The organism is Dongia sp., assembly GCF_041910485.1.
Lineage (GTDB): Bacteria > Pseudomonadota > Alphaproteobacteria > Dongiales > Dongiaceae > Dongia.
In genome coordinates this window covers 43817-63096 of the sequence record NZ_JAYRQR010000030.1, presented here as the reverse complement: position 1 = coordinate 63096, position 19280 = coordinate 43817, and the positions used below count along the sequence as shown (strand labels likewise).

Sequence of the window (19280 nt, the reverse complement as noted above, 5' to 3'; positions counted from 1 at the left end):
TGCCGAGGAGCGTGAGGATGGTGCGGAAGAGATTGCGCCGGAGGGCCCGCAGCGCCATCTTCGCCGCCTCGTACCCGTCGCCGAGAAGGCCGATATGACCGGCCTCCGGCAGCGCGAAACTGTCGCTGGGGACCAGGGGCCCACGCGCCTTTGGTCCGCTGTCGGCCGATATCAGGCCGTCGGCGATTTCGATCAGCCGGTCGGCATGGGCCGCCACATTGTGATCGTGCGTCACCAGGATGATGGTGTGGCCGGCATCGGCCAGCTGGCGCAGGAGCGCCATCACCTCGGCGCCGCTCTTGCTGTCGAGGGCGCCAGTCGGTTCGTCGGCGAGGATGATGCGGCCGCCATTCATCAAGGCGCGCGCCACCGACACACGTTGCTGCTGGCCGCCCGACAATTGACTGGGCCGATGGTCGAGCCGGTCGGCGAGACCGAGGCCGGAGAGCAGCATCTCGGCCCGGTCCTGCCGGTCGTCGCGGCGCATACCGGCATAGATGCCCGGTATCTCGACATTCTCGAGCGCCGTCGCCGTGGCGATGAGATTATAGCTTTGAAAGACGAAGCCGAAGGCATCGCGGCGGAGTTCCGCCAGTTCGTCGCGGTCGAGATCGGCGGTGTTGCGACCGCCGAACATATAGCTGCCGGCACTCGGCGTATCGAGACAGCCGAGAATGTTCATGAGCGTCGATTTGCCGGAGCCCGAGGCACCCATGATGGCGACGAACTCGCCTTCATGGATCGCCAGCGAAACGCCGTGCAGCACCTCGACCGCGAAGCCGCCGCCGGTCACATAGGTCTTGCGCACATCCTTGAGGTCGATGAGCGGCGCCCGACCGCCGGTATCGAGCGGCCCGCCATGATGCGTGATGGCCATGTTCATGTCGGCGTCCTCTTCACCGCACTCGCATCACGGAAACCTCATGGGCATCCGGGTGCCGCCACCCGCGGCGGCATTGTCGCTGCGTTCGCCGACCACGACCTGCTCGCCCGCCTGCAGACCTTCCAGAACCTCGGCCACATTGCGGTTCTTGACGCCCACCTTGATCGTGCGCGGGGCAAAACTGCCGTTGGCCTCGGCCACCAGCACCTGGTAGGTGCCGGCCGGTGCCGACTTATCGCCGCTGGGTCGGAGCGCCGCCGTCGGCACGGTGATCACGTTCTTCGCATTGGCCACCATGAAGGTGACCTGGGCGCTCATCTGCGTCATCAGCCGCTGGTCCGGATTGGCGACATCGAACAGCGCGTCGTAAAGAATGACGCCGTTCACTTCCTCTGGCGTGGGCAGGATCTGGTGCAACACGCCGGTCCAGCGGCGCTCCGGCTGACCCAGCGTCGTGAAGCTTGCCTCCATGCCGAGATCGAGGCGCGAGATATCGGCCTCAGACACCTGCGCCTCGACCGTCATGGTATCGAGATCGGCGATGCGCATCAGGATCGGCGCCTGCTGGTTGGCGTTAAGCGTCTGGCCGAGGCGCGCATCCAGACTGACGACGGTTCCCGTCATCGGCGCGTAAATCCGCGTATAGCCGAGATTGGCCTCGTCGCCTTCAAGTTCGGATTGCGTCTGCTGCATCTGCGCCTTGATGGCGGCGATCTGCGCCTTGGCGGCACGCAGATTGGCCGAGGCGGTGTCGAGCGCATCCTGGCTGGTCGCATCCTCGGCCATCAGGCCGGATTCGCGCTCATATTGTTCCTTGGCGAGCTGCTGCTGCGCCTGTCGTTCCTCAAGCTGGGCCCGCAGGTTGAGAAGCTGCGCCTGATTGGCCGCCACCTGGGATTTAAGGACGCGGGCATCCAGTTCGGCGACCAGCGCGCCCTTCTCCACCATGTCGCCCACCTTGACGTTGAGCGCGATGATCTGGCCGGAGACCTGCGCACCGACGTCGACATAGTCGCGCGGCTGGATCTCGCCCACGGCCGAGACCGTATCCTCGACCGTGCCCACATCGACATCGGCCAGCAGATAGCGGCTGACCGCGCCACTGTCGGCGCGGGAAAAATGCCAGAAGGCGCCGGCACCGCCGGCCAGCAGCGCTAGCAACAGCATGACCCACGGCCAGCGGCTGCGCCGGCGCCGCGGCCGGGGACCGGGGGCTTGGCCGATGGGTCGGGCTGGCGCCGGGCGTGGTTCGGCGCGGAGGGGGCGGGATTCTTCTGCAATGCTCATGGTCTACCGGCGTCAGGATCATGTTGGGCGGCGCCCAACTCATTGATCGCCGGACAGATTTGCTGGGTGACCGCGTCGGATCCCCAATCTGGCTAGCTGTCGCCACGTGCGAACAATGCAAGGGTTTGCACGGCGCCTTGCCGGAAACCCTGCGCGAGAAAATCTAAATATCCCGGGGCAACGTTGCCGCCACGATCCCGGCCCATCCAGCCTCCCCCAGGCGCCGGGCGACCAGGGCGATATCCGGCGACAGAAACCGGTCACGGTGATAGGCCGGCACTTCGCCGCGGAGCGCGCCATAGGCGGCACCGGTCCCGCGCCCGGGCTTGAGGCCCGGATAGAATTCCAACGCCTGCGCCGCCAACAAGAACTCGATCGCCAGAATGTGGCGCGTGTTGGCCGCGATCTGCAGGCATTTAAGGGCGGACGGCGTGCCGAGGCTCAAATGATCCTCCTGCTGGGCGGAGGTGATGTAATTGTCCGTCACCATCGGCTGGGCCAGCAGCTTATTTTCGGCCGCCAATGAAGCGGCCGCATATTGCGCGATCATCATCCCGGAATTGACGCCGCCCTCGGCCACCAGGAAGGCCGGCAGGGTACTGACCGCCGGGTTGATCAGCCGGTCGAGGCGGCGTTCAGCAACGGAGCCCAGTTCCGCCACCGCCATGCCCAGCAGATCCATCGCCATTCCCAGCGACTGGCCGTGGGGATGGGCGTTGGAGATGACGCGGTAATCGTCGGGCGTCCCGATCACCAGCGGATTATCGGTGGCGGAGCCAAGCTCGATCTCCACTTGGCGGCGCACATGGTCGATCTGGTCGCGCGTCGCCCCGTGGATTTGCGGGATGGAACGGATGGAGAGTGCGTCCTGGGTGCGGAAACCCTGATGTTTGGCGACGATCTCACTGTCCGCGAGCAGCGCACGCAGGCGCCTTCCGACATGAAGGAGACCCGGATGCGGCTTCAGCGCCAGCACGGATTCATCATAGGCGGCGATCTGGCCTTTGAGGGCCTCAAAGCTCATGGCGCCGATGGTGTCGGCCCAATCGGCAATCGCCTCCGCTTCGGCCAAGGCGAGACAGGCAAGACCGGTCAGGCAGCGCGTGCCGTTGACGAGACAAAGCCCATCCTTGGCGCCCAGCGTGATCGGTGCAAGACCCGCCTGCGCCAGGGCCTCCGCAGCCGGCATCTGCCGGCCGTTCACGACGACATCGCCCATTCCGATGAGGGCAAGGCCGATATGCGCCCCGTGCGTGATATAGCCAACCGAGCCCTGGCCCGGCACGATTGGCGTGATGCGATGGTTGAGCAGCGCCACCAGTTGGTCGACCACGGCGGGGCTCACGCCCGACTTGCCGTGGCAAAGATCGTTGACCAGCGACGCCATGATGGCGCGCGTCGCCGTCTCGGTGAGTGGTGCACCGACGCCACAGGCATGGCTCATCAAGGTATTGCGCGACAGGTCGGTCTGCTGCGTGCCACTAAGCACGATCTCACTCAGGGCACCGAGCCCGGTCGAAATGCCATAGGCCCGCTCGCCCAGCGCGATGATGCGTTCGACGATAGCGCGGCCGTTGACAAGCGCCGTACGCGCCGCCGGACCGATGGCAAGCTCGGCCTCGCCCCGCGCCACGGCGACCAGCTCGCGATAGGAAAGTGCCTCCGCGCCGCACTCGATCCGCATCTCCGCCTCCCTTGTCTTGACTGTACCTGTATATACAGGATGATACAGCGCCACAAGCCAGCCGGGGAATGAGCTTTCCGCACGGTATCGATGCGGTTGATTTATTGCGCGAAGGCGAGGAAGGCGGCGGCGAGCGGCGATTGGCGACCCTGCCCAATATCTGCGATCACCACGCGCTGTGGCGCCAGTTTCTCGGCGATGGGGCGGCAGGCGATCGGCACCCCGTCATAGGAGCGGTCGCCCCAGGGCCGCGTGCAGGACAAGGCAATGCCCGCCCCGTGCGCGACCAGACCACGCTGCATCTCGAAGCTCTGGGTATATTGGCCGATGCGTGGCTGCAGCCCCTGCGCCCAGAACAGCGACATGAAATATTCGCGCGACTGCGCCATGTCCTCGAGGATCAGCCGCTCCTTGGCGAGGGCCGCGAGCGAGACCTTCGCCTTTTTCGCCAGCGGATGCTTGGCTGGCAGCAGCGCATAGGGCGGCAGTTCCAGCAGCACCTGGCGGCGGATATCGGCGTCGATGCCGAGCTCGTAGGTGAGCGCCAATTCGCTGCGGCCGGAGACCAGCGCCTCGCGCACGGCGGTGAAATCGGCCTCGAACAGATCGATGACGGCATCGGGATGCTCGCGCCTGAAACCCGCCAGCAAGCGCGGCAGCACATAGGGGGCGATGTCTTTGAAGCAGGCGATGGCGAGCCGCCCCTTGAGCGGACCGGCGGGTACGGGTGCGGCATGGGCCATACGCCCGGCAAGGTCCATGAGCTCGCGCGCCTGGGCCAGCAACTGCCGGCCGGCAGGTGTCAGCGTCAGCCCGTGGCCGGCGCGCCGGTGGAACAGTTTCTCGCCCAGCAGGGCTTCGAGCTGCGCAATCGCCATCGACATGGCCGGCTGCGCCACCCGCCGGGCGCGCGCCGCCGCGCTGACATTGCCGTGCTCGGCCGTCGCCACGAAATAATCGATCTGCCGGAAGGTGAATGGTATCATTTTTTGCTTATACCAGACTATCAGCATCATCTATTTCTCATGATGCCTGCGATCTGGCAAGGATGACGGCAGCCACGCTCCAGGGAACGAGATCCATGCAGATCAGCGCCGACGACATCGCCACCTTCGCCCGCGACGGGGCCATCGTGCTGAAGGGCGCCTTTGCCGATTGGGTCGAACCCTTACGTGCGGGCATTGAGCGCAACATGGCCGAACCTGGCCCCTATGGTGCCGAGAATGTGCGCCCAGGCGATGGCGGCGGGCGCTTCTTCGACGATTACTGCAACTGGCAGCGCATTCCGGAATTCAGGGAATTCGTCGAGCAATCGGCGGCGGCCGAGATCGCCGGCCGCCTGATGGGCAGCCGCTCGTCGCAGATCTTCCATGACCATGTGCTGGTGAAGGAACCGGGTACGCCGAAGAAGACGCCCTGGCACCAGGACATGCCCTATTACTGCGTCGACGGTATGCAGACGGCGAGCTATTGGATCCCGCTTGATCCCGTCAGTGCCGACAATACGCTGCGCCTCGTCCTCGGCTCGCATCTCTGGCCCAAGCTGGTGCGTCCCAAGCGTTGGGCCGGCGGCGAGGATTTCTATGCCGACCTCGACCAGTTCATGGACCTGCCCGATATCGAGGATGGATCGCACCGGATCCTCGAGCCGGCGCTTGAACCTGGCGATGCGATCCTCTTCAACTACCGCACCGTGCATGGTGCCGGTGGAAATGCAGGCACCGCGCGACGCCGCGCCTTTTCCTGCCGCTTCCTCGGCGACGACGCCGTCTTCATAGAGCGCCCGGGCCGCACGTCACCGCCCTATCCCGGCATCAACCAGACAAGCGGCGAGCGCCTGCGCGAGGATTGGTTTCCAACCATCTGGCGCGCAGCATAAGGCGTACTTGCCCGGTTTCCTTACTCAGCGCATGGTAACTCCAGCAACGACACCGACTGGAGTTCGACGGGATGGGTCTAAATTCTCGGCACCTTTGCGCCCTTGCTGCGGCCGCCCTCCTTTGGGCGCCGAGCATGGCGGTGGCCGACGACATTCCGCTCCGCGTCGGCTATTCCGACAAGGAATCGGCCTTCTATCTGGTCGGCAATGGCCAGGAGATTCCCAAACGGCCCGGTGTCGCCATCGAGATGGTCAAGCAGGCGGCCGAGGCCTGCGGCGTCTCGCCTGAATTTTCGCGTTATCCCGGCGGACGCCTGTTGGCACGGGTCGGCGACAACACGATCGACGCGGTGGCCCTCCTCTCTTTCAATCGCGAGCGGATGGCGCTCGCCACCTATCCGATGAAAGGCGATGCCGCCGATCCGGACTTCCAGATCGCCAGCCTCTCCTATGCCTTCTATGTCCGGAGCGACAGCCCGGTGAAATGGGACGGGATGGAGGTGACGGGCCTCACCAAGCCGATCGGCGCCAATCTCGGATGGTCGATCGTCGACGATCTCAAGAAGGAAGGGCTCGACGTCGAACCCGCCAGTGACACGCAGAATAATTTCAACAAACTGCTGGGCGGGCGGATCGACGCCGTCGCCACCCACGTCACCATCGGCGATGCCTATGTCGCCCAGAACGGGCTGACCGGTCAGATCAAGCGCCTGGAACCGCCGATTTCGACCAAGCCCTATTACCTGGTCTTGAGCCACGCTTGGCGCGACGCGCATGGCGCAGCCGCGGATTGCCTGTGGGCCTCAATCGCGAAGCAGCGCCGACAAGACATGCCGGCGCTGCTTCAACGTTACCGCGACACGACGAACTGAGGGGTCACATCGATCGCGGGCAATAAAGCGTGCCGCAATGAATCAGCCGTTACTTCCGCTTCGAAATCGGGCGCTTGGAATTGTAGACCATCCGCAAGGGCGCGTGAGACGTCGGCCGCCTCCAAGAGAAGATCGCCCAGCGGGAAGCCGTCGATAACAAGTGTGCCGTCCGCCCGATAGCGCGCGACACCGCTTGCAATATAGGAGCACGACAGGCAACGCTGGCCGCGGTTCCAATCTTCGCGCCCCAAGGCAAACTCACGGCACCGGATTGCCAGCTCCGCCTCACTGACGATACCTGTTGTCGTCTCACTCGCCGCATTCTCAACCAAGTGCATGATCGCCTCCGTCATTCTTCATCGCCGCCCAGCCGGCACCGGCTGATGCCGCCAGGCGAGAACTGTCGCGGACACGGGCTGAACTCGTTCGATTTCACCGCCGCAAGTCAGTTGGCCCTGACGAAGGGGGAGAAGCTGCAATCGCTCCGGCCGGGTCTCGCCAGGCATGCTGAAGCCCCAAGGCGAGGCCGGCAGAAATCCGAACCGCCGGTAGAAGCCCGGATCTCCGACCAGCAGGATCATCGAGTGGCCAAGGCGCGCGGCAAGATTAAGGGTCTTGATCATCAGCAGAGACCCAAGCCCCCTGCCGGCACGGTGCGACGCCACCGCAAGCGGACCCAGCAAAAGAGCCGGTCTTTTGCTGGGTCCGACTGCAATCGGCCAGTACCGGATGGCACCGGCCAACTCCCCCTCCTCATACGCCACCCAGCTCAAATCCCTGCTCTGGGCGATGCTGTCGCGAAATGTGTAAGACGCCTTGTGACGCCGCCCCACGCCGAAAACATCGTCATAGAGTCGCTCGACGCGCGTCGAAATGACAGGCGTTTCCAATTCCAGATGCCGCTTCGTGGCTTCGACAGAAAGCGGATTTCGTGTTTGGTTCGTCAGCAAGATACCACCTCGGTGAAACGATCGACGCTGCAACAGTTGGCCGGAACAGCGTAAGTTTTCGAGATGGAAATTGGTCCAGCCGTATAAAGATCCGCCTATACGTGCCACGCCTCAGCGACGACTTTTTTTGCGCTTTTTATGTCTACGACTGCAAACTCAGCTCGATTTTTTATGCGGCGTCGCGGGAAGCTGTCGCCAGCGCAATAGCAAGCTGGCTCCATCAGTGGTTGACATACTCTATACGGCAATAGCGAGCGGCCTCTTCATCGCTGCTTGCTGTTATGCGTGGGCGTGCACGCGAATCTGAAGGTGGGATCGCCGATGGCGTCCGACCGCGCAGCGGCGCCGGCAAGTCCTGTCGGCGCCGCTCAAGGTCTATTTGGCGACGACGCTTACCTGGATGCGATCAGTTGAAGGCCGCGGCGGCCGCCCTTGAGCGGCAGCAGGGCGCGAAAATCAGCGGCAGTGACATCGACTTCGAGCCCGGCGGCGCGATATTCCCAGCCCACGCGCAGGCATTGCTGGAACTCGGCGGCCGAGAGGACCAGTTCGCCATCCGGAAAATCAACGAGATGCAGGCCGCCCTCGGCGTCGAAACGGGCGCCAGAGGCCAGATCATAGCTGCGGAAGAGGACGCGGAAGCCCCGGTCCCAATCCTCGCGGCCGACCATGTAGCGGCGGCAGCTGAGCGAGATTTCGCCGGGACTGAGCTGGGGGGCAGACTTCGGAGCGGGGCGGCGACGGTATCGGGCTAACTGAACCACCCGACCCTCGCCGCCCTTGGCAAGGGGTTCGATGTCGTTTGCGACAGATGAGTCTGCAGTCTCCACGGCCACGGCGTACCTACCTCAATGTCAGAAAGAAGAGAGCACTACTTATCCGCAACCTGGGGAGTCCCGATCAGGATTGCGAGTGCTATTTATCACAGCGGTGTAAACGTGCAGTAAATTTCGTGTGAGCGGTCGGCGGCCGACCGTCTCCGCCAGTGTCAGGCGCGGGCGGTGTCAGGCGCGGGCGGGAACCGCACCGGCGACGGTGGTGCGGTAAAGCAGCCGGCGGTGGCCGTCATAATCGTTGATGGCAAGGTGCAGGGTCGACCTGTTGTCCCACATGACCATCATGCCGTCCTGCCAGCGCAGGCGGCACTGGAACTCGGGTCGCGTGCAGTGGGCGTGCAGGAAATCGAGCAATGGCTTTGATTCCGCGACGCTCATGTCGGCAAAGCGTTGCGTATAGACCGGGTTGACGAAGAGTGCCTTGCGCCCGGTCACGGGATGGCGGCGGACCACCGGGTGCAGCACCTCCCGGTCGGCCGAGGGGTCGTTCCGCACCATCTTGATCGAGCGGCTGACGGCGGCATCGGGTCCCGGCCCCATCGTGCCGTGCGGCCAGCCGGTATGGACGGCGAGGAGGGGATCAAGCAGGCGCTGCAGCCCGGCCGAAAGCGATTCGTAGGCCAGATACTGGTCGGCCCAGATCGTGTCGCCGCCCACCGGCGGCAGCTCCGCCGCCTGCAGCAGGGTGGCGTCCGGCGGTTCCGGCAGGAACGAGAAGTCGCTGTGCCAGGTGCCGCCAAAGGTCGAGATGCGCCGCTCATCGGCCTCCTTGAGGACGGCGATGACGTCGGGATGGCTTTCCATCCCCTTGACGTAGGGGACGCGCAGGACGTCGCCGAAACGGCGTGTCACTGCGACGAGCTTGTCCGGCGACAGGCGCTGCTCCGGGAAGAACAGCACGCCATGCGCGGCGAAGGCGGTCTTGACCGCCGCGATTTCGGCGTCGCTGGCATCGGCAAGGCGGATCCCCGTCACCTCGGCGCCGAGATGCGGTGTCACCGGGCGGATTTCCAGATCGTTGCGCATGGCCTTGCCTCAGTTAGAGGCTGGCGAGCTCCGCCAGCAATTCCTCGGTCGAACGCTGCCGACAATAGCCCTTGATCGCCGCCTCCGAGAAGGTCTGCCGCTCGGGCGTGTAGGTGGCGCAGGCGTCCGGCACCAGGGTCACCAGATAGCCCAGATCCCCGCCGCCCCGCACGGTGTTTTCGACACACTGGTCGGAAAGCACGCCGAAGACGATCAGATACTCGAAGCCCATATTGCGCAGGATGTAATCGAGATTGGTGGTCCCCCAGGGACCCGAAGCGGTCTTGCGCACGATGATATCGTCATCCGCCGGCGCCACCTCGTCGATCACCTGCGCCTCCCAGCTCCCGCGCGGGTTGTTGATGAACGAGGCCTTGTGGTCGATGCCACGGTCGCGGCCATCCTTGGTAAGGCTCTCGATCGTCACATAGATGTTCTCGATCCCGAGCTTCCGGGTGGCGGCATGGAGGCGCTGCTGGTTGGGAATGGCGAGATTGTCCAGCCGATCGTAGAAATAGCGGTACTTGGCGCTTTCCGGCGTATTGGCATGGCGCTTCGAAGCCGCGCAATCGGCATTCTGCATGTCGACGCTGATGAGGGCCGTCTTCGCGGGCACTATGGCGCGCTGGCGGTAGGCGGGGCCGAGGATCTCGGGGCGGTCGGTCATCTGCTTCAATCCTTCACATTCTGGGCCAAGGCACGGATGGCCGGCGCGAGACGGTCAAAAAGGGAGGTCAAATGGGTGCTCCAGCGGGCGATTCCGGCGTCGTCCCGGAGCGTATCCTGGCGGATTTCGACCAGCACATGGGGCAGCCCCCGCTTCTCTCCATGAATCGGGATCGCATAATCGCTCTCATCCTCGACCGCATAGGGCAGATTGTCGCCGACCAGGATGCCGGGAACCAGGAACTGGTCGATGAGCAGCCCGGCCAGCCGCCGGTCGCGGTGATAGGCGAAATCGACATGCCAGGGTCGCACTTCGCCGGGATAATCCGGGGTGAAGCTGTGGATGGCAAAGAGCGCCGTCGGCACGCCCCTTGCCTGCCGCCGGTCGAGATGGGCGGCGATCGCCTGCTGATAGGGATGGAAGAGCACGTCCTGGCGCTGGCGCATCTCCGCCGCGCTGAGGTTCCGGTTGGCGTCGATCGAGATCCCGGCACTGATCGACGGAATCGATCCATCGCTTGCCAAAGGCCGGTTGCAATCGATCACCAGCCGCGAATAGCCGGTGAGGAACAAAGGCGCCTGAAAGGCCGCCGCCAACTGGCGGGCCAGTGCCGCCGCGCCGATATCCCAGCCGATATGAGTTTGGATGACGTCATCCGGCAGTCCCAATTGCCCGAGGCGGCGTGGGATCAAATGGCTGGCATGGTCGCAGACGAAGACGAAGAGCGCGTCGCTGTCGCCGTTGACGACCTCGAAGGCCGGCGGTTCGTCCGCGCTCAACAGGGGTGGCAGAGAAACTGGGTTCATGATGATCGGTGGCTGTTAGGGCCGCACGCTATGCGCGGCACCGAAGAGGCCCTGGGGCCGGTAGAGCAGTACCAGCACAACGAGACTGAGGGCAATGGCGTCGCGGAAGGGCTGCACCGATTCCGGGAGCACGGCCTGGAGGCCGATTTCGATGGCGCCGAGGAAGAAGCCACCGATGACGGCACCCGTGAGATTGCCGATGCCCCCCAGGATCGCGGCAATGAACGCCTTGAGCACGGGCAGAAAGCCCATGAGCGGATCGACCGAACCGCGTTGGGCGACCCAGAGCAGGCCGGAGACGCCGGCCAGCAGACCTGAAATGGCGAAGGCCGCGAGAATGACACGGTTGGCGCGGATGCCCATGAGGCGGGTGGTCGGAAAGTCGACGGCCGCCGCACGAATGGCGATCCCCAGCATGGTGCGCTTCAGGAACAGGATGAGGAGCCCTACCATCGCGAAGGTCGCGAAAATGGACAGGCTCTGGATCACGCCGATATGAAAGGGGCCGATGTTGAACGCGCCCGTGAGCGAAGCCGGGATCGGCACCGGGCGCGGCCGCGTCGAAATGAGGTTCTGGAACAGCATCTGCAGGATGCCGGAAACGGCGAAGCTGGTGATGAGCAGCGTCGTGCCGTTGGCACCGCGCAAGGGGCGGAAGGCGATGCGTTCCATCAACGCGGCCGCCGCCATCGCGACGATGAGCGCCAATGGAATGATGAGGATGGGCGGCACATTGCCGACGATGGCGAAGAAAACGGTGTAGCCGGCAATCGTCAGGATTTCGCCATGTGCGAAATTGATCATGCCGAGCACGCTGAAAACGACGGCAAGACCCAAGGCCAGCAGCGCATAGGTGCCGCCGAGACTCAACGCGTTCACGCATTGCTGAATGAAGATTTCCATCTCAGCCGTGCCCCATATAGGCTTTCTGCACGTCGGACGAGGTCTTGAGCTCCGCCGCCGACCCCGAAAGGACGACCGAGCCACCGCTGACCACATAGCCACGATCGGCAATATCGAGCGCCTGGTGGACGTTCTGCTCCACCAGCAGGATTGTGATGCCAAGCCCACGCAGACGTTTGATAAGATCGAAGATCAGTTCGACGACGATGGGCGCCAGACCCAGCGACGGTTCGTCGAGAAGCAGCAGCTTCGGCTTCGACATCAAGGAGCGGGCGATGGCCAACTGTTGCTGTTCGCCGCCGGAGAGGGTTCCCGCCAATTGTTTGCGGCGGGCGGCAAGGATCGGGAACAGTTCCATCATCTGGTCCCAGAGGGCGGCAACGTCGCCCCCCTTCCCCTTCGTCGCCGCACCGATCCGCAAGTTCTCCTCGACCGTCAGCGGCGCGAAGATGCGGCGCCCCTCCGGTGTCAGCGTCAGCCCCCGGCGCACGATCCGCTCGGTGCTTTCGCCCGTGATATCGGCGCCGTCAAAGCGCACGCGCCCCTGCTGGAGCGGCAGCAGGCCGACAATGGCCTGGAGGCTCGTCGACTTGCCGGCGCCATTGGCACCGAGCACGGTGACGATCTCGCCGCTTTCGACGGTCAGGCCGACATTGCGAACCGCCTTGATCGGTCCGTAGTTGACGGCGAGGCTTTCGACTTCCAGCAGGGGCATGAGCTTTGCGCCGATCCGCTTAGAGCTACGGCTTAAAGCTTCGGCGCAGGGACGAGCGCGGGATCCGGCGCTTCCTGCAGCACCAGTTCGCGGTTGCCCTTCACGACCTTCACCAACGCCACCTGACGCAGCGGCACACCGTCGGTGCCTTTGTAGGTAATGGTCGACGTGGCGCCCTGAACGTTCTCCAGCTCGCGCACGGCTGCCCAGACCTTCTCGCGATCGACCGAATCCGCCTTCAGCACGGCCGCTTCCAGCACTTTGATGAGATCGTAGCCGATGGCGATGTAGATGGTGTCGGGATCGGAGCCCGTCGCCGCCTTGTACTTGTTGTTGAAGGCTTCGAGCGAGCTGCCCGGGGCCGCAAAACCGGCCGTCGAGAAGACGACGCCCTCGGCCACGTCACCGAGTGCAAAGGTGGTCGGCGAATCGATGCCGTCGGAGCCGATGACGGGCGCCGTGATGCCCGCTGCCCGCAGCTGCTTGATGAAGGCCGGGAAGTCCGGTTCATAGGCGCCGGTCATGATCACGTCCGCAGCCGGCGACAAGGATTTGATCTTGGTCACCTGGGCGCTGAAATCCTGCTGGCCCATCGAGTAATTGTCTTCGCCGACAACCTTGCCGCCGAGCTTCTCGAACACGGTCTTGAAATAATTCGGCAGCGTCGTGTAGGCGGTGTCCGGCGACAACAGGATGTACGCGTTCTTGTAGCCGCTATCGATCGCGTATTTTGCCGAGACCGTGGTCTGCACATTGTCACCGGGGAAGTTGGTGAACATGTGATCGCCCACCGCCAGCGGCAGACTGGGCGAAGAGGCGCAGGTCGAGAAGGCGGCGACACCGGCGGCTTGCGCCATCTGTCCCGCGCCGATCGAAGGGTCTGCGTCGCAAGGGGTGACGAGAACGGACGCACCGTCGTCGATCAATTCCTGGGCGGCAACCGAGGTTTGGGCCGGGTCGGAGCGCGAATCCTTCAGCTTCAGCTCGATCTTGTATTTGCCGCCGATACCGCCGGCAGCGTTGATTTCGTCGATCGCCAGCTGCATGCCCTTCTGCGCCGGCACGTCGGCATAGGCGAGACCGCCCGTAAGGCTGATGGCGGCACCGACAACAAGATCGTCAGCAAGGGCCGGAACGGAAGACAGACCGACAAGACCGGCAAGGCCTGCAGCCAGAATATGGACGGGTACTCGCTTCATGACACGCTCCTCTCTGATTCAGATGGGTGGGCGGAATGGGCGCGGCCGATATAGGCCTCGATGACGATCGGATCGTTCTGCACCTCGGCCGGGGTTCCGGCCGCGATCATCTGACCCTTGTTGAGCACGAAGACCCGGTCGCAAAGGTTCATCACGAGTTCGAGGTGATGTTCGACCAGCAACAGGCCGAGACCGTATTTGTCGCGGATCTCGCGCAGCAGATTCATGAGAGCGCGCGTTTCGGCGGAGTTCATGCCGGCGGCAGGCTCATCGAGCATCAGATAGCGCGGCTTCAAGGCGAGGGCCCGGGCGATTTCGACGCGGCGCTGCTCGCCATAGGCAAGCGCGCCCGCCCGACGTTCGGCAAGATGCGCCACGCTCAACTCTTCGAGCGCCGCCATCGCTTCGGCACGGATATCGCCGCCGCGACCGCTCGCCGAGACGGCAACTTCAATATTTTCAAGAACCGTCATCTCCTTGAAGAGGCGGATATTCTGAAACGACCGGCCAAGGCCCAGGCGGGCGATGCGGAAGGCCGGCTGGCCGGCAACGGCAACGCCATCCAACGAGACGGCGCCGCTGCTGGGTGGAACCGCACCGGAGATGGCGTTGAGCATCGTCGTCTTGCCGGAGCCGTTGGGACCGATGAGACCGACGATCTCACCCGGGCGCAACTGCAACGACACATTGTCGAGGGCCTTCAGGCCCGAGAAGTTCTTCGAAACCCTCTCGACCACGAGTGCGCCATCGCGCTTTTCGCTGACGAAGCTCGCGATCCTCGCGGCCGCTGTGGCGAAGCGATGCTTGAACCAATCATCGACCTCGGCAAAGCCCAGCATGCCGCCCGGCCGCTTGTACATGACGAAGAGAATGCCGAGACCCAGGGCAAGCTGCGTGAGGCCGAACACCTGCGGCAGGCCGAGCGACGGCAGGATGGGGCTTTCCTCAAGCCGGCGCGCCAGTTCCATGACCACGGTCACGACCGCCGTCCCGACCACGGCGCCCGTCACTGAACCGATGCCGCCGATGATCAGCATAGCGAGGATCGCGAACGTATCGACGAAGAAGAACTTCTTCGGGCTGAAGGCGCCGAGGAAATGGCCGATCATCGCCCCCGCAACGCCCATCATCATGGCGGAGATGACCCAAGCGATGAGCCTGCGGCGGGGAATGTTGACGCCCATCGCCTGTGCCGCCAGTTCATCTTCGCGGGCGGCGCGAATTTCAAGCCCGGCCGGCATGTCGCGGAAGACACGGGCCACCAGAATGGCAGCGGCCACCCAGAAAACCAGCGAGGGCAACGTCACCAGTCGGTCGACGCCGAAGAAGGTCTGGCTGCCGCGGGTATAATCCGTGGCGCCGTTCAGGATGCTGTGGACGATGACGAGAAAGGCCAGCGTCGCGATCGAGGCGGCCGACCCGGTGAGGCGTGAGATGGGCGTGCCGACGACCAAGGCAAAGAGCCCGACGACGATGACGGTGACGAGGCACGCCCCGTTCAACCCCATATGCGCCTGTGCCAGAAAATCCGGCAGGTTGGGGAGGGTCATCGCCTTTTTTTCCGGCGTCATGGTGAGGATCGCCGACAGATAGGCACCGACCCCCATGAACCCCAGATGGCCGAAGCTCATGATGCCGGAATTCCCGGAATAGAGCCCGTTGGCGATCACGGCGATGAGATTGATGAGGAAGATGATGGCGATGCGCTGTTCAGCCGAGCCGAGCAGATTGCCGGCAATTAGGGCCACCAGCACCACCGGCGCAATGAGCACCAGCGCGCCGGCAAAGGCCGGCCGCGTGCGGTTGAGCGCCGCAAGGTCGAGGATGCGTGTGATCGCCCGTCTCCCGATCCAAACCAAATGAAAAGCTTCCCATGCAGCCAGTGACCGGCCGCTTGGTGATCATAGTAGGTTTTTCATTCTTGCTGTCAATCGCCGTTTCTGTAGTATTCACTACGTCGCATTCCGGGAGGCGGAAGCTGAAGAAAACAACCATTCATCCGGTGACGATCGAACAGCGCATTCGCGCGCTGCTGCCCCAGCTGACGCCGGGGGAGAAGCGCGCGGCGCGCGCCCTGCTGGCCGCCTATCCGATCGCGGCTTTGGGCACGATCGCGGAATTGACCGCCCGCGCCGATGCCTCGGCACCCACCATCCTGCGCCTGACAGGCAAGCTGGGCTTCGACGGCTATTCGCATTTCCAACGCGCCGTGCGCGAGGAAGTGCAGGAGAAGATGCAATCGCCACTGTCGCTGATGGACAGCGCCCCGCGCGTCCCCACGGCGAAGAGCGGTTTCTTCGGTGCCTTCATCGCCGACATCACGGCAGCGCTTCAGCGCACGTCGCGCCTCCTCGACAATGACGTGCTGGAAGGCGCCATCGCCACCCTGGCCGATCCCGGCAAGCGCATCTACACGCTGGGCGGCCGCTCGAGCCACGTGCTGGCCAAGCACCTTGTCTTTCATCTTCATCAGTTGCGACCGAACGTGCAGGAGATCACCGCCGGATCGGTGCCGGTCTATCATCAGGCCGCCGACATGGGCCGATCCAGCGTGGTGGTCGCCTTCGACTTCCGCCGCTACGAGCGCCAGACGATCGATTTCTGCCAGCAGGCCGCACGCGAGGGTGCCCGCATCATTCTGGTGACGGATCCCTGGCTGTCGCCCATCGCCGAACTGGCGCAATGGGTGCTGCCGGTCGAAGTCGACGTCCCCTCGCCCTTCGATTCCTCGCTGGCGGCGATGGCGGTGGTCGAAGCCATGCTCGCCGGGACCCTGGCGCGGCTCGGGCCGGCGGCACGCGAGCGGATGGAACGTCTGGAACAGGGCGCCGGTATTGATAAGGTCATCGGCGGCGCCGAAAATGCCGAAGCGGAAATGGGGACATTTGCCGCTCCAAGAAAACCCAAGCAGCGGAGACAGTCGCGGTGAGCCAGCCATCGGAACTTGCCATTTTCCTCACCAACGATCTCACGGGCATCAGTCGCGGCCGCGCTTTTCCCGAAACCGACCTCAAGGACCGCATGCGCGCCGGTTGCGGCTGGGTGCCGGCCAATCTGGCCCTGACACCGTTCGGCGTCATCGGCGCCAACCCGTTCGGGCCGCTCGGCGATTTGCGCCTGCAGCCGGATGCCGACGCGGAAGGCTTCTTTCTGACCGGGCTCAATGACGGGCCGGACCTCAAAGCCTTCATGTGCGACATCGTCGAAACGGACGGCACGCCCTGGGGCGGTTGCGGGCGCTTCTTTGCCAAGAAGGCGCTGGCCGACCTCGCGCGCGAATTCGGGCTGACGATCAAGGGCTCGTTCGAGCATGAGTTCTTCCTGCTCGGCGACAATGACATCGGCGACGCAGCGTTCACCTTGCAGGACTTCCGCAGCCAGCAGCCGTTCCTCGGCGCACTCATCGCCGCATTGAAGCGAGCCGGTGTCGATCCTGAGATGATCCTGCGCGAATACGGACCCAAGCAGTTCGAGGTGACGATGAAGCCATCGGTCGGCCTTGCCGTTGCCGACCGCGCCGTCATCTTGCGCGAAGTGACCCGCGACATCGCCCGCCAGTTCAACCAGCGCGCCTGCTTCGCCCCCATCATCGATCCAGCTTCCGTCGGCAGCGGCGTCCATGTGCATTTCAGCCTGGAGACGATCGACGGCAAGGCCGTGACGCACGATGCGCACGGGCCCGGCGGCATCAGCACAATGGCCGGCAGCTTTATTGCCGGTGTCCTGAAGCATATGCCGGCCCTCTGTGCATTGACCGCCCCCAGCGTCATCTCCTATCTGCGGCTGACGCCCCACCGCTGGAGCGCAGGGTTCAATTGTTTCGGCTATCGCAACCGAGAGGCGGGCATCCGTATCTGCCCGGTCGACGACACGCCGGGCCGCGACGTCTCCAAGCAGGTGCATCTCGAGTTCCGCGCGAGCGATGCGACCGCGAGCCCCTACATGGTGCTGGGCGCCCTCGTGCGGGCCGGTCTTGAAGGGCTGCGCGCGCAAATGAAAACGCCGCCCCTCATCGAGGGCGATCCGGCCGACCTCACCGCCGCAGAATTGCAAAAGCTCAATGTCCGGCGTCTACCGGAGAGCCTGCCGGCGGCCCTCGCGGAACTCGACGCCGACAGCGTGGTGTCCGGTTGGCTGCCCGCCCCGCTGCGCCAGGGCTACCATGCCCTGAAGACTGCCGAGATGGCGCGGACGGCCGCCCTCGATCCCCAAGCCCAATGTGCGCTCTATGCCGACTATTACTGACCGCAACTTCAACCTCATCGCCCGCGATGCGGCGTCGGTTGCCGGCATCGAGAAACTGCGCTTCGGTCCGTTCGCGATCCAATCAGGTGACGGTAATGGCCTTATCACTGAGGATGGCAGGCGCCTGATCGACTTCTCGGCTTCCTGGGGAGCGGCGAGCCTCGGCCACGGCCATCCGGCGATCGTCGACGCGGTGACGCGCACGCTCCGCAACATGCCGAGCGCCAGCATTCTCTCGACCACGCACGAGCCCGGCGTGGCGCTCGCTGAAAAGCTCCTCGCCATCACGCCGGGTGGCGAGGATCGCCGCGTCTGGTTCGGGCATTCCGGGTCGGATGCCAATGAGACGATCATCCGCGCGGTCGAAGCGGCGACGGGCAAGAAGCGCGTCATCGCCTTCATCGGCGCCTATCACGGTGGGACAGCGCTTTCCATGTCGGTGTCCGGCCACACGGCGCAATCGCATGCAGCGCCCCGACCGGGCCTCTTTCTGCTGCCCTATCCCAATGTCTACCGGCCGCATTTTCCGGGGAATGTCGGCGAAGCCGCCTTGGCGCAGCTCGACTATCTGCTTGCCACCGTCTGCCCGCCGCATGACACGGCGGCGATCATCCTTGAAGCGATCCAGGCCGACGGCGGCTTGCTGGTCCCGCCGCCGGGCTTCCTTGCCGCCATTGCCGAACGGGCAAAGCGGCACGGTATCCTGCTGGTCTGCGACGAGGTGAAGGTGGGTCTGGCGCGCACCGGCATGATGCACGCCTTCGAGGCCGATGGCATTCAGCCGGACCTCATCAGCTTTGGGAAAGGTCTTGGTGGCGGCTTGCCGCTCTCGGCCGTCGTTGGCCCGGCCGCCATTCTCGACCGCACCACGGCCTTCGCCATGCAGACATTGTGCGGCAATCCCGTGAGCTGCAGCGCGGGACTGGCCGTCCTCGAAACGATCGACCGCGAGAACCTCACCGCCAACACCTCGGCCCGGGGTGCGCAGCTGATGGACGGCTTGCGCGCGCTCGCCACGAAACATCCACTCATCGGCGATGTCCGTGGCCGGGGGCTCGCCATCGGCGTCGAACTGGTGACCGACCGCGTCGACAAGGAACCGGCCAGCAAGGCCTGCCAGAAGATCGTCTACCGCTGCTTCGAACTGGGTCTTCTGGTCTTCTATGTCGGGATGCGGTCGAACGTCCTCGAATTGACCCCGCCCCTCACCCTGACCGAGGGCGAAGCGACAGCCGGTCTCGCCATTCTCGATCAGGCCATTGACGATGTCGCCGCCGGCCGCGTACCGGATGCCGCGATTGCCGCCTATGCCGGCTGGTAACAAACAC

The 19280-nt window shown here is 64.3% G+C and carries 19 protein-coding genes; 5 read left to right on the top strand and 14 right to left on the bottom strand.

Going from position 1 to position 19280, the window contains the following annotated elements; all coding sequences use genetic code 11:
• The 4 genes from ACE3PP_RS08965 to ACE3PP_RS08950 all read right to left on the bottom strand — a co-directional run.
• The coding region (locus ACE3PP_RS08965; protein WP_374380767.1) for an ABC transporter ATP-binding protein at positions 1-883 on the bottom strand (883 nt) is incomplete at its 3' end.
• Between the two features lie 27 nt (positions 884-910).
• Positions 911-2050 carry an efflux RND transporter periplasmic adaptor subunit gene (locus ACE3PP_RS08960; protein ID WP_374380765.1) on the bottom strand — a complete coding sequence of 380 codons (1140 nt, stop codon included), beginning with the start codon at positions 2048-2050 and terminating at the stop codon, positions 911-913.
• A 283-nt stretch (positions 2051-2333) separates the two neighbouring features.
• Positions 2334-3854: a histidine ammonia-lyase gene (gene hutH, locus ACE3PP_RS08955; protein WP_374380762.1), complete on the bottom strand. Its 1521-nt coding sequence runs from the start codon at positions 3852-3854 to the stop codon at positions 2334-2336.
• Positions 3855-3955: 101 nt separating this feature from the next.
• Complete coding sequence (locus ACE3PP_RS08950) at positions 3956-4840, bottom strand: LysR family transcriptional regulator (RefSeq protein WP_374380760.1); 885 nt, start codon at positions 4838-4840, stop codon at positions 3956-3958.
• A gap of 95 nt (positions 4841-4935) precedes the next feature.
• Between ACE3PP_RS08950 and ACE3PP_RS08945 the strand changes: the two genes are divergently transcribed.
• Positions 4936-5733: a phytanoyl-CoA dioxygenase family protein gene (locus ACE3PP_RS08945; RefSeq protein WP_374380758.1), complete on the top strand. Its 798-nt coding sequence runs from the start codon at positions 4936-4938 to the stop codon at positions 5731-5733.
• Positions 5734-5804: 71 nt separating this feature from the next.
• Positions 5805-6605, top strand: coding sequence for a substrate-binding periplasmic protein (locus ACE3PP_RS08940; protein ID WP_374380755.1), 801 nt, complete (start codon positions 5805-5807; stop codon positions 6603-6605).
• Here ACE3PP_RS08940 and ACE3PP_RS08935 read toward each other — a convergent pair.
• The 10 genes from ACE3PP_RS08935 to ACE3PP_RS08890 all read right to left on the bottom strand — a co-directional run bounded on the left by ACE3PP_RS08935 (position 6584) and on the right by ACE3PP_RS08890 (position 15566).
• Positions 6584-6958, bottom strand: a complete 375-nt coding sequence (locus tag ACE3PP_RS08935) for a hypothetical protein (RefSeq protein WP_374380752.1) — start codon at positions 6956-6958, stop codon at positions 6584-6586. The two genes, ACE3PP_RS08940 and ACE3PP_RS08935, sit on opposite strands and share 22 nt — an antisense overlap.
• 3 nt (positions 6959-6961) lie before the next feature.
• Entirely contained in the window at positions 6962-7555 is a 594-nt protein-coding gene (locus ACE3PP_RS08930) for a GNAT family N-acetyltransferase (protein ID WP_374380749.1), read from the bottom strand.
• Between the two features lie 392 nt (positions 7556-7947).
• A complete protein-coding gene (locus ACE3PP_RS08925; protein WP_374380746.1) occupies positions 7948-8391 on the bottom strand; it encodes a hypothetical protein in 444 nt (147 codons plus the stop codon).
• 168 nt (positions 8392-8559) lie between these two features.
• On the bottom strand, positions 8560-9417 hold the full coding sequence (locus ACE3PP_RS08920) for a TauD/TfdA dioxygenase family protein (protein ID WP_374380744.1): 858 nt from the start codon (positions 9415-9417) through the stop codon (positions 8560-8562).
• Positions 9418-9430: 13 nt separating this feature from the next.
• Positions 9431-10084, bottom strand: coding sequence for an isochorismatase family cysteine hydrolase (locus ACE3PP_RS08915; protein WP_374380741.1), 654 nt, complete (start codon positions 10082-10084; stop codon positions 9431-9433).
• Positions 10085-10089: 5 nt separating this feature from the next.
• Positions 10090-10890, bottom strand: coding sequence for an N-formylglutamate amidohydrolase (locus ACE3PP_RS08910; protein WP_374380738.1), 801 nt, complete (start codon positions 10888-10890; stop codon positions 10090-10092).
• Between the two features lie 15 nt (positions 10891-10905).
• Complete coding sequence (locus tag ACE3PP_RS08905; RefSeq protein WP_374380735.1) at positions 10906-11793, bottom strand: branched-chain amino acid ABC transporter permease; 888 nt, start codon at positions 11791-11793, stop codon at positions 10906-10908.
• 1 nt (position 11794) lies between these two features.
• Positions 11795-12508, bottom strand: a complete 714-nt coding sequence (locus ACE3PP_RS08900) for an ABC transporter ATP-binding protein (protein WP_374380732.1) — start codon at positions 12506-12508, stop codon at positions 11795-11797.
• Between the two features lie 32 nt (positions 12509-12540).
• Positions 12541-13707: an ABC transporter substrate-binding protein gene (locus ACE3PP_RS08895; RefSeq protein WP_374380731.1), complete on the bottom strand. Its 1167-nt coding sequence runs from the start codon at positions 13705-13707 to the stop codon at positions 12541-12543.
• On the bottom strand, positions 13704-15566 hold the full coding sequence (locus tag ACE3PP_RS08890; RefSeq protein WP_374380728.1) for an ATP-binding cassette domain-containing protein: 1863 nt from the start codon (positions 15564-15566) through the stop codon (positions 13704-13706). The genes ACE3PP_RS08895 and ACE3PP_RS08890 overlap by 4 nt, the downstream gene beginning before the upstream one ends.
• A 143-nt stretch (positions 15567-15709) precedes the next feature.
• Between ACE3PP_RS08890 and ACE3PP_RS08885 the strand changes: the two genes are divergently transcribed.
• The 3 genes from ACE3PP_RS08885 to ACE3PP_RS08875 are packed head-to-tail and all read left to right on the top strand — an operon-like array spanning position 15710 to position 19273.
• A complete protein-coding gene (locus tag ACE3PP_RS08885; RefSeq protein ID WP_374380725.1) occupies positions 15710-16636 on the top strand; it encodes a MurR/RpiR family transcriptional regulator in 927 nt (308 codons plus the stop codon).
• Positions 16633-17952: a glutamine synthetase family protein gene (locus ACE3PP_RS08880; protein ID WP_374380722.1), complete on the top strand. Its 1320-nt coding sequence runs from the start codon at positions 16633-16635 to the stop codon at positions 17950-17952. Before ACE3PP_RS08885 ends, ACE3PP_RS08880 begins: the two co-directional genes overlap by 4 nt.
• Positions 17936-19273 (top strand): aspartate aminotransferase family protein, encoded by a 1338-nt coding sequence (locus ACE3PP_RS08875; RefSeq protein ID WP_374380719.1) that lies wholly within the window; start codon positions 17936-17938, stop codon positions 19271-19273. Before ACE3PP_RS08880 ends, ACE3PP_RS08875 begins: the two co-directional genes overlap by 17 nt.
• The last annotated feature ends 7 nt before the right edge of the window (positions 19274-19280 follow it).

What these genes read in the sequence shown, in the direction of transcription:
- ACE3PP_RS08940 (WP_374380755.1), top strand. Translation starts at nt 5,805, where the DNA reads ATGGGTCTAAATTCTCGGCACCTTTGCGCCCTTGCTGCGGCCGCCCTC.
- ACE3PP_RS08950 (WP_374380760.1), bottom strand. Translation starts at nt 4,840, where the DNA reads ATGATACCATTCACCTTCCGGCAGATCGATTATTTCGTGGCGACGGCC.
- ACE3PP_RS08895 (WP_374380731.1), bottom strand. Translation starts at nt 13,707, where the DNA reads ATGAAGCGAGTACCCGTCCATATTCTGGCTGCAGGCCTTGCCGGTCTT.
- ACE3PP_RS08945 (WP_374380758.1), top strand. Translation starts at nt 4,936, where the DNA reads ATGCAGATCAGCGCCGACGACATCGCCACCTTCGCCCGCGACGGGGCC.
- ACE3PP_RS08920 (WP_374380744.1), bottom strand. Translation starts at nt 9,417, where the DNA reads ATGCGCAACGATCTGGAAATCCGCCCGGTGACACCGCATCTCGGCGCC.
- ACE3PP_RS08915 (WP_374380741.1), bottom strand. Translation starts at nt 10,084, where the DNA reads ATGACCGACCGCCCCGAGATCCTCGGCCCCGCCTACCGCCAGCGCGCC.
- ACE3PP_RS08875 (WP_374380719.1), top strand. Translation starts at nt 17,936, where the DNA reads ATGCCGACTATTACTGACCGCAACTTCAACCTCATCGCCCGCGATGCG.
- ACE3PP_RS08900 (WP_374380732.1), bottom strand. Translation starts at nt 12,508, where the DNA reads ATGCCCCTGCTGGAAGTCGAAAGCCTCGCCGTCAACTACGGACCGATC.
- ACE3PP_RS08960 (WP_374380765.1), bottom strand. Translation starts at nt 2,050, where the DNA reads ATGCTGTTGCTAGCGCTGCTGGCCGGCGGTGCCGGCGCCTTCTGGCAT.
- ACE3PP_RS08905 (WP_374380735.1), bottom strand. Translation starts at nt 11,793, where the DNA reads ATGGAAATCTTCATTCAGCAATGCGTGAACGCGTTGAGTCTCGGCGGC.
- ACE3PP_RS08935 (WP_374380752.1), bottom strand. Translation starts at nt 6,958, where the DNA reads ATGACGGAGGCGATCATGCACTTGGTTGAGAATGCGGCGAGTGAGACG.
- hutH (WP_374380762.1), bottom strand. Translation starts at nt 3,854, where the DNA reads ATGCGGATCGAGTGCGGCGCGGAGGCACTTTCCTATCGCGAGCTGGTC.
- ACE3PP_RS08910 (WP_374380738.1), bottom strand. Translation starts at nt 10,890, where the DNA reads ATGAACCCAGTTTCTCTGCCACCCCTGTTGAGCGCGGACGAACCGCCG.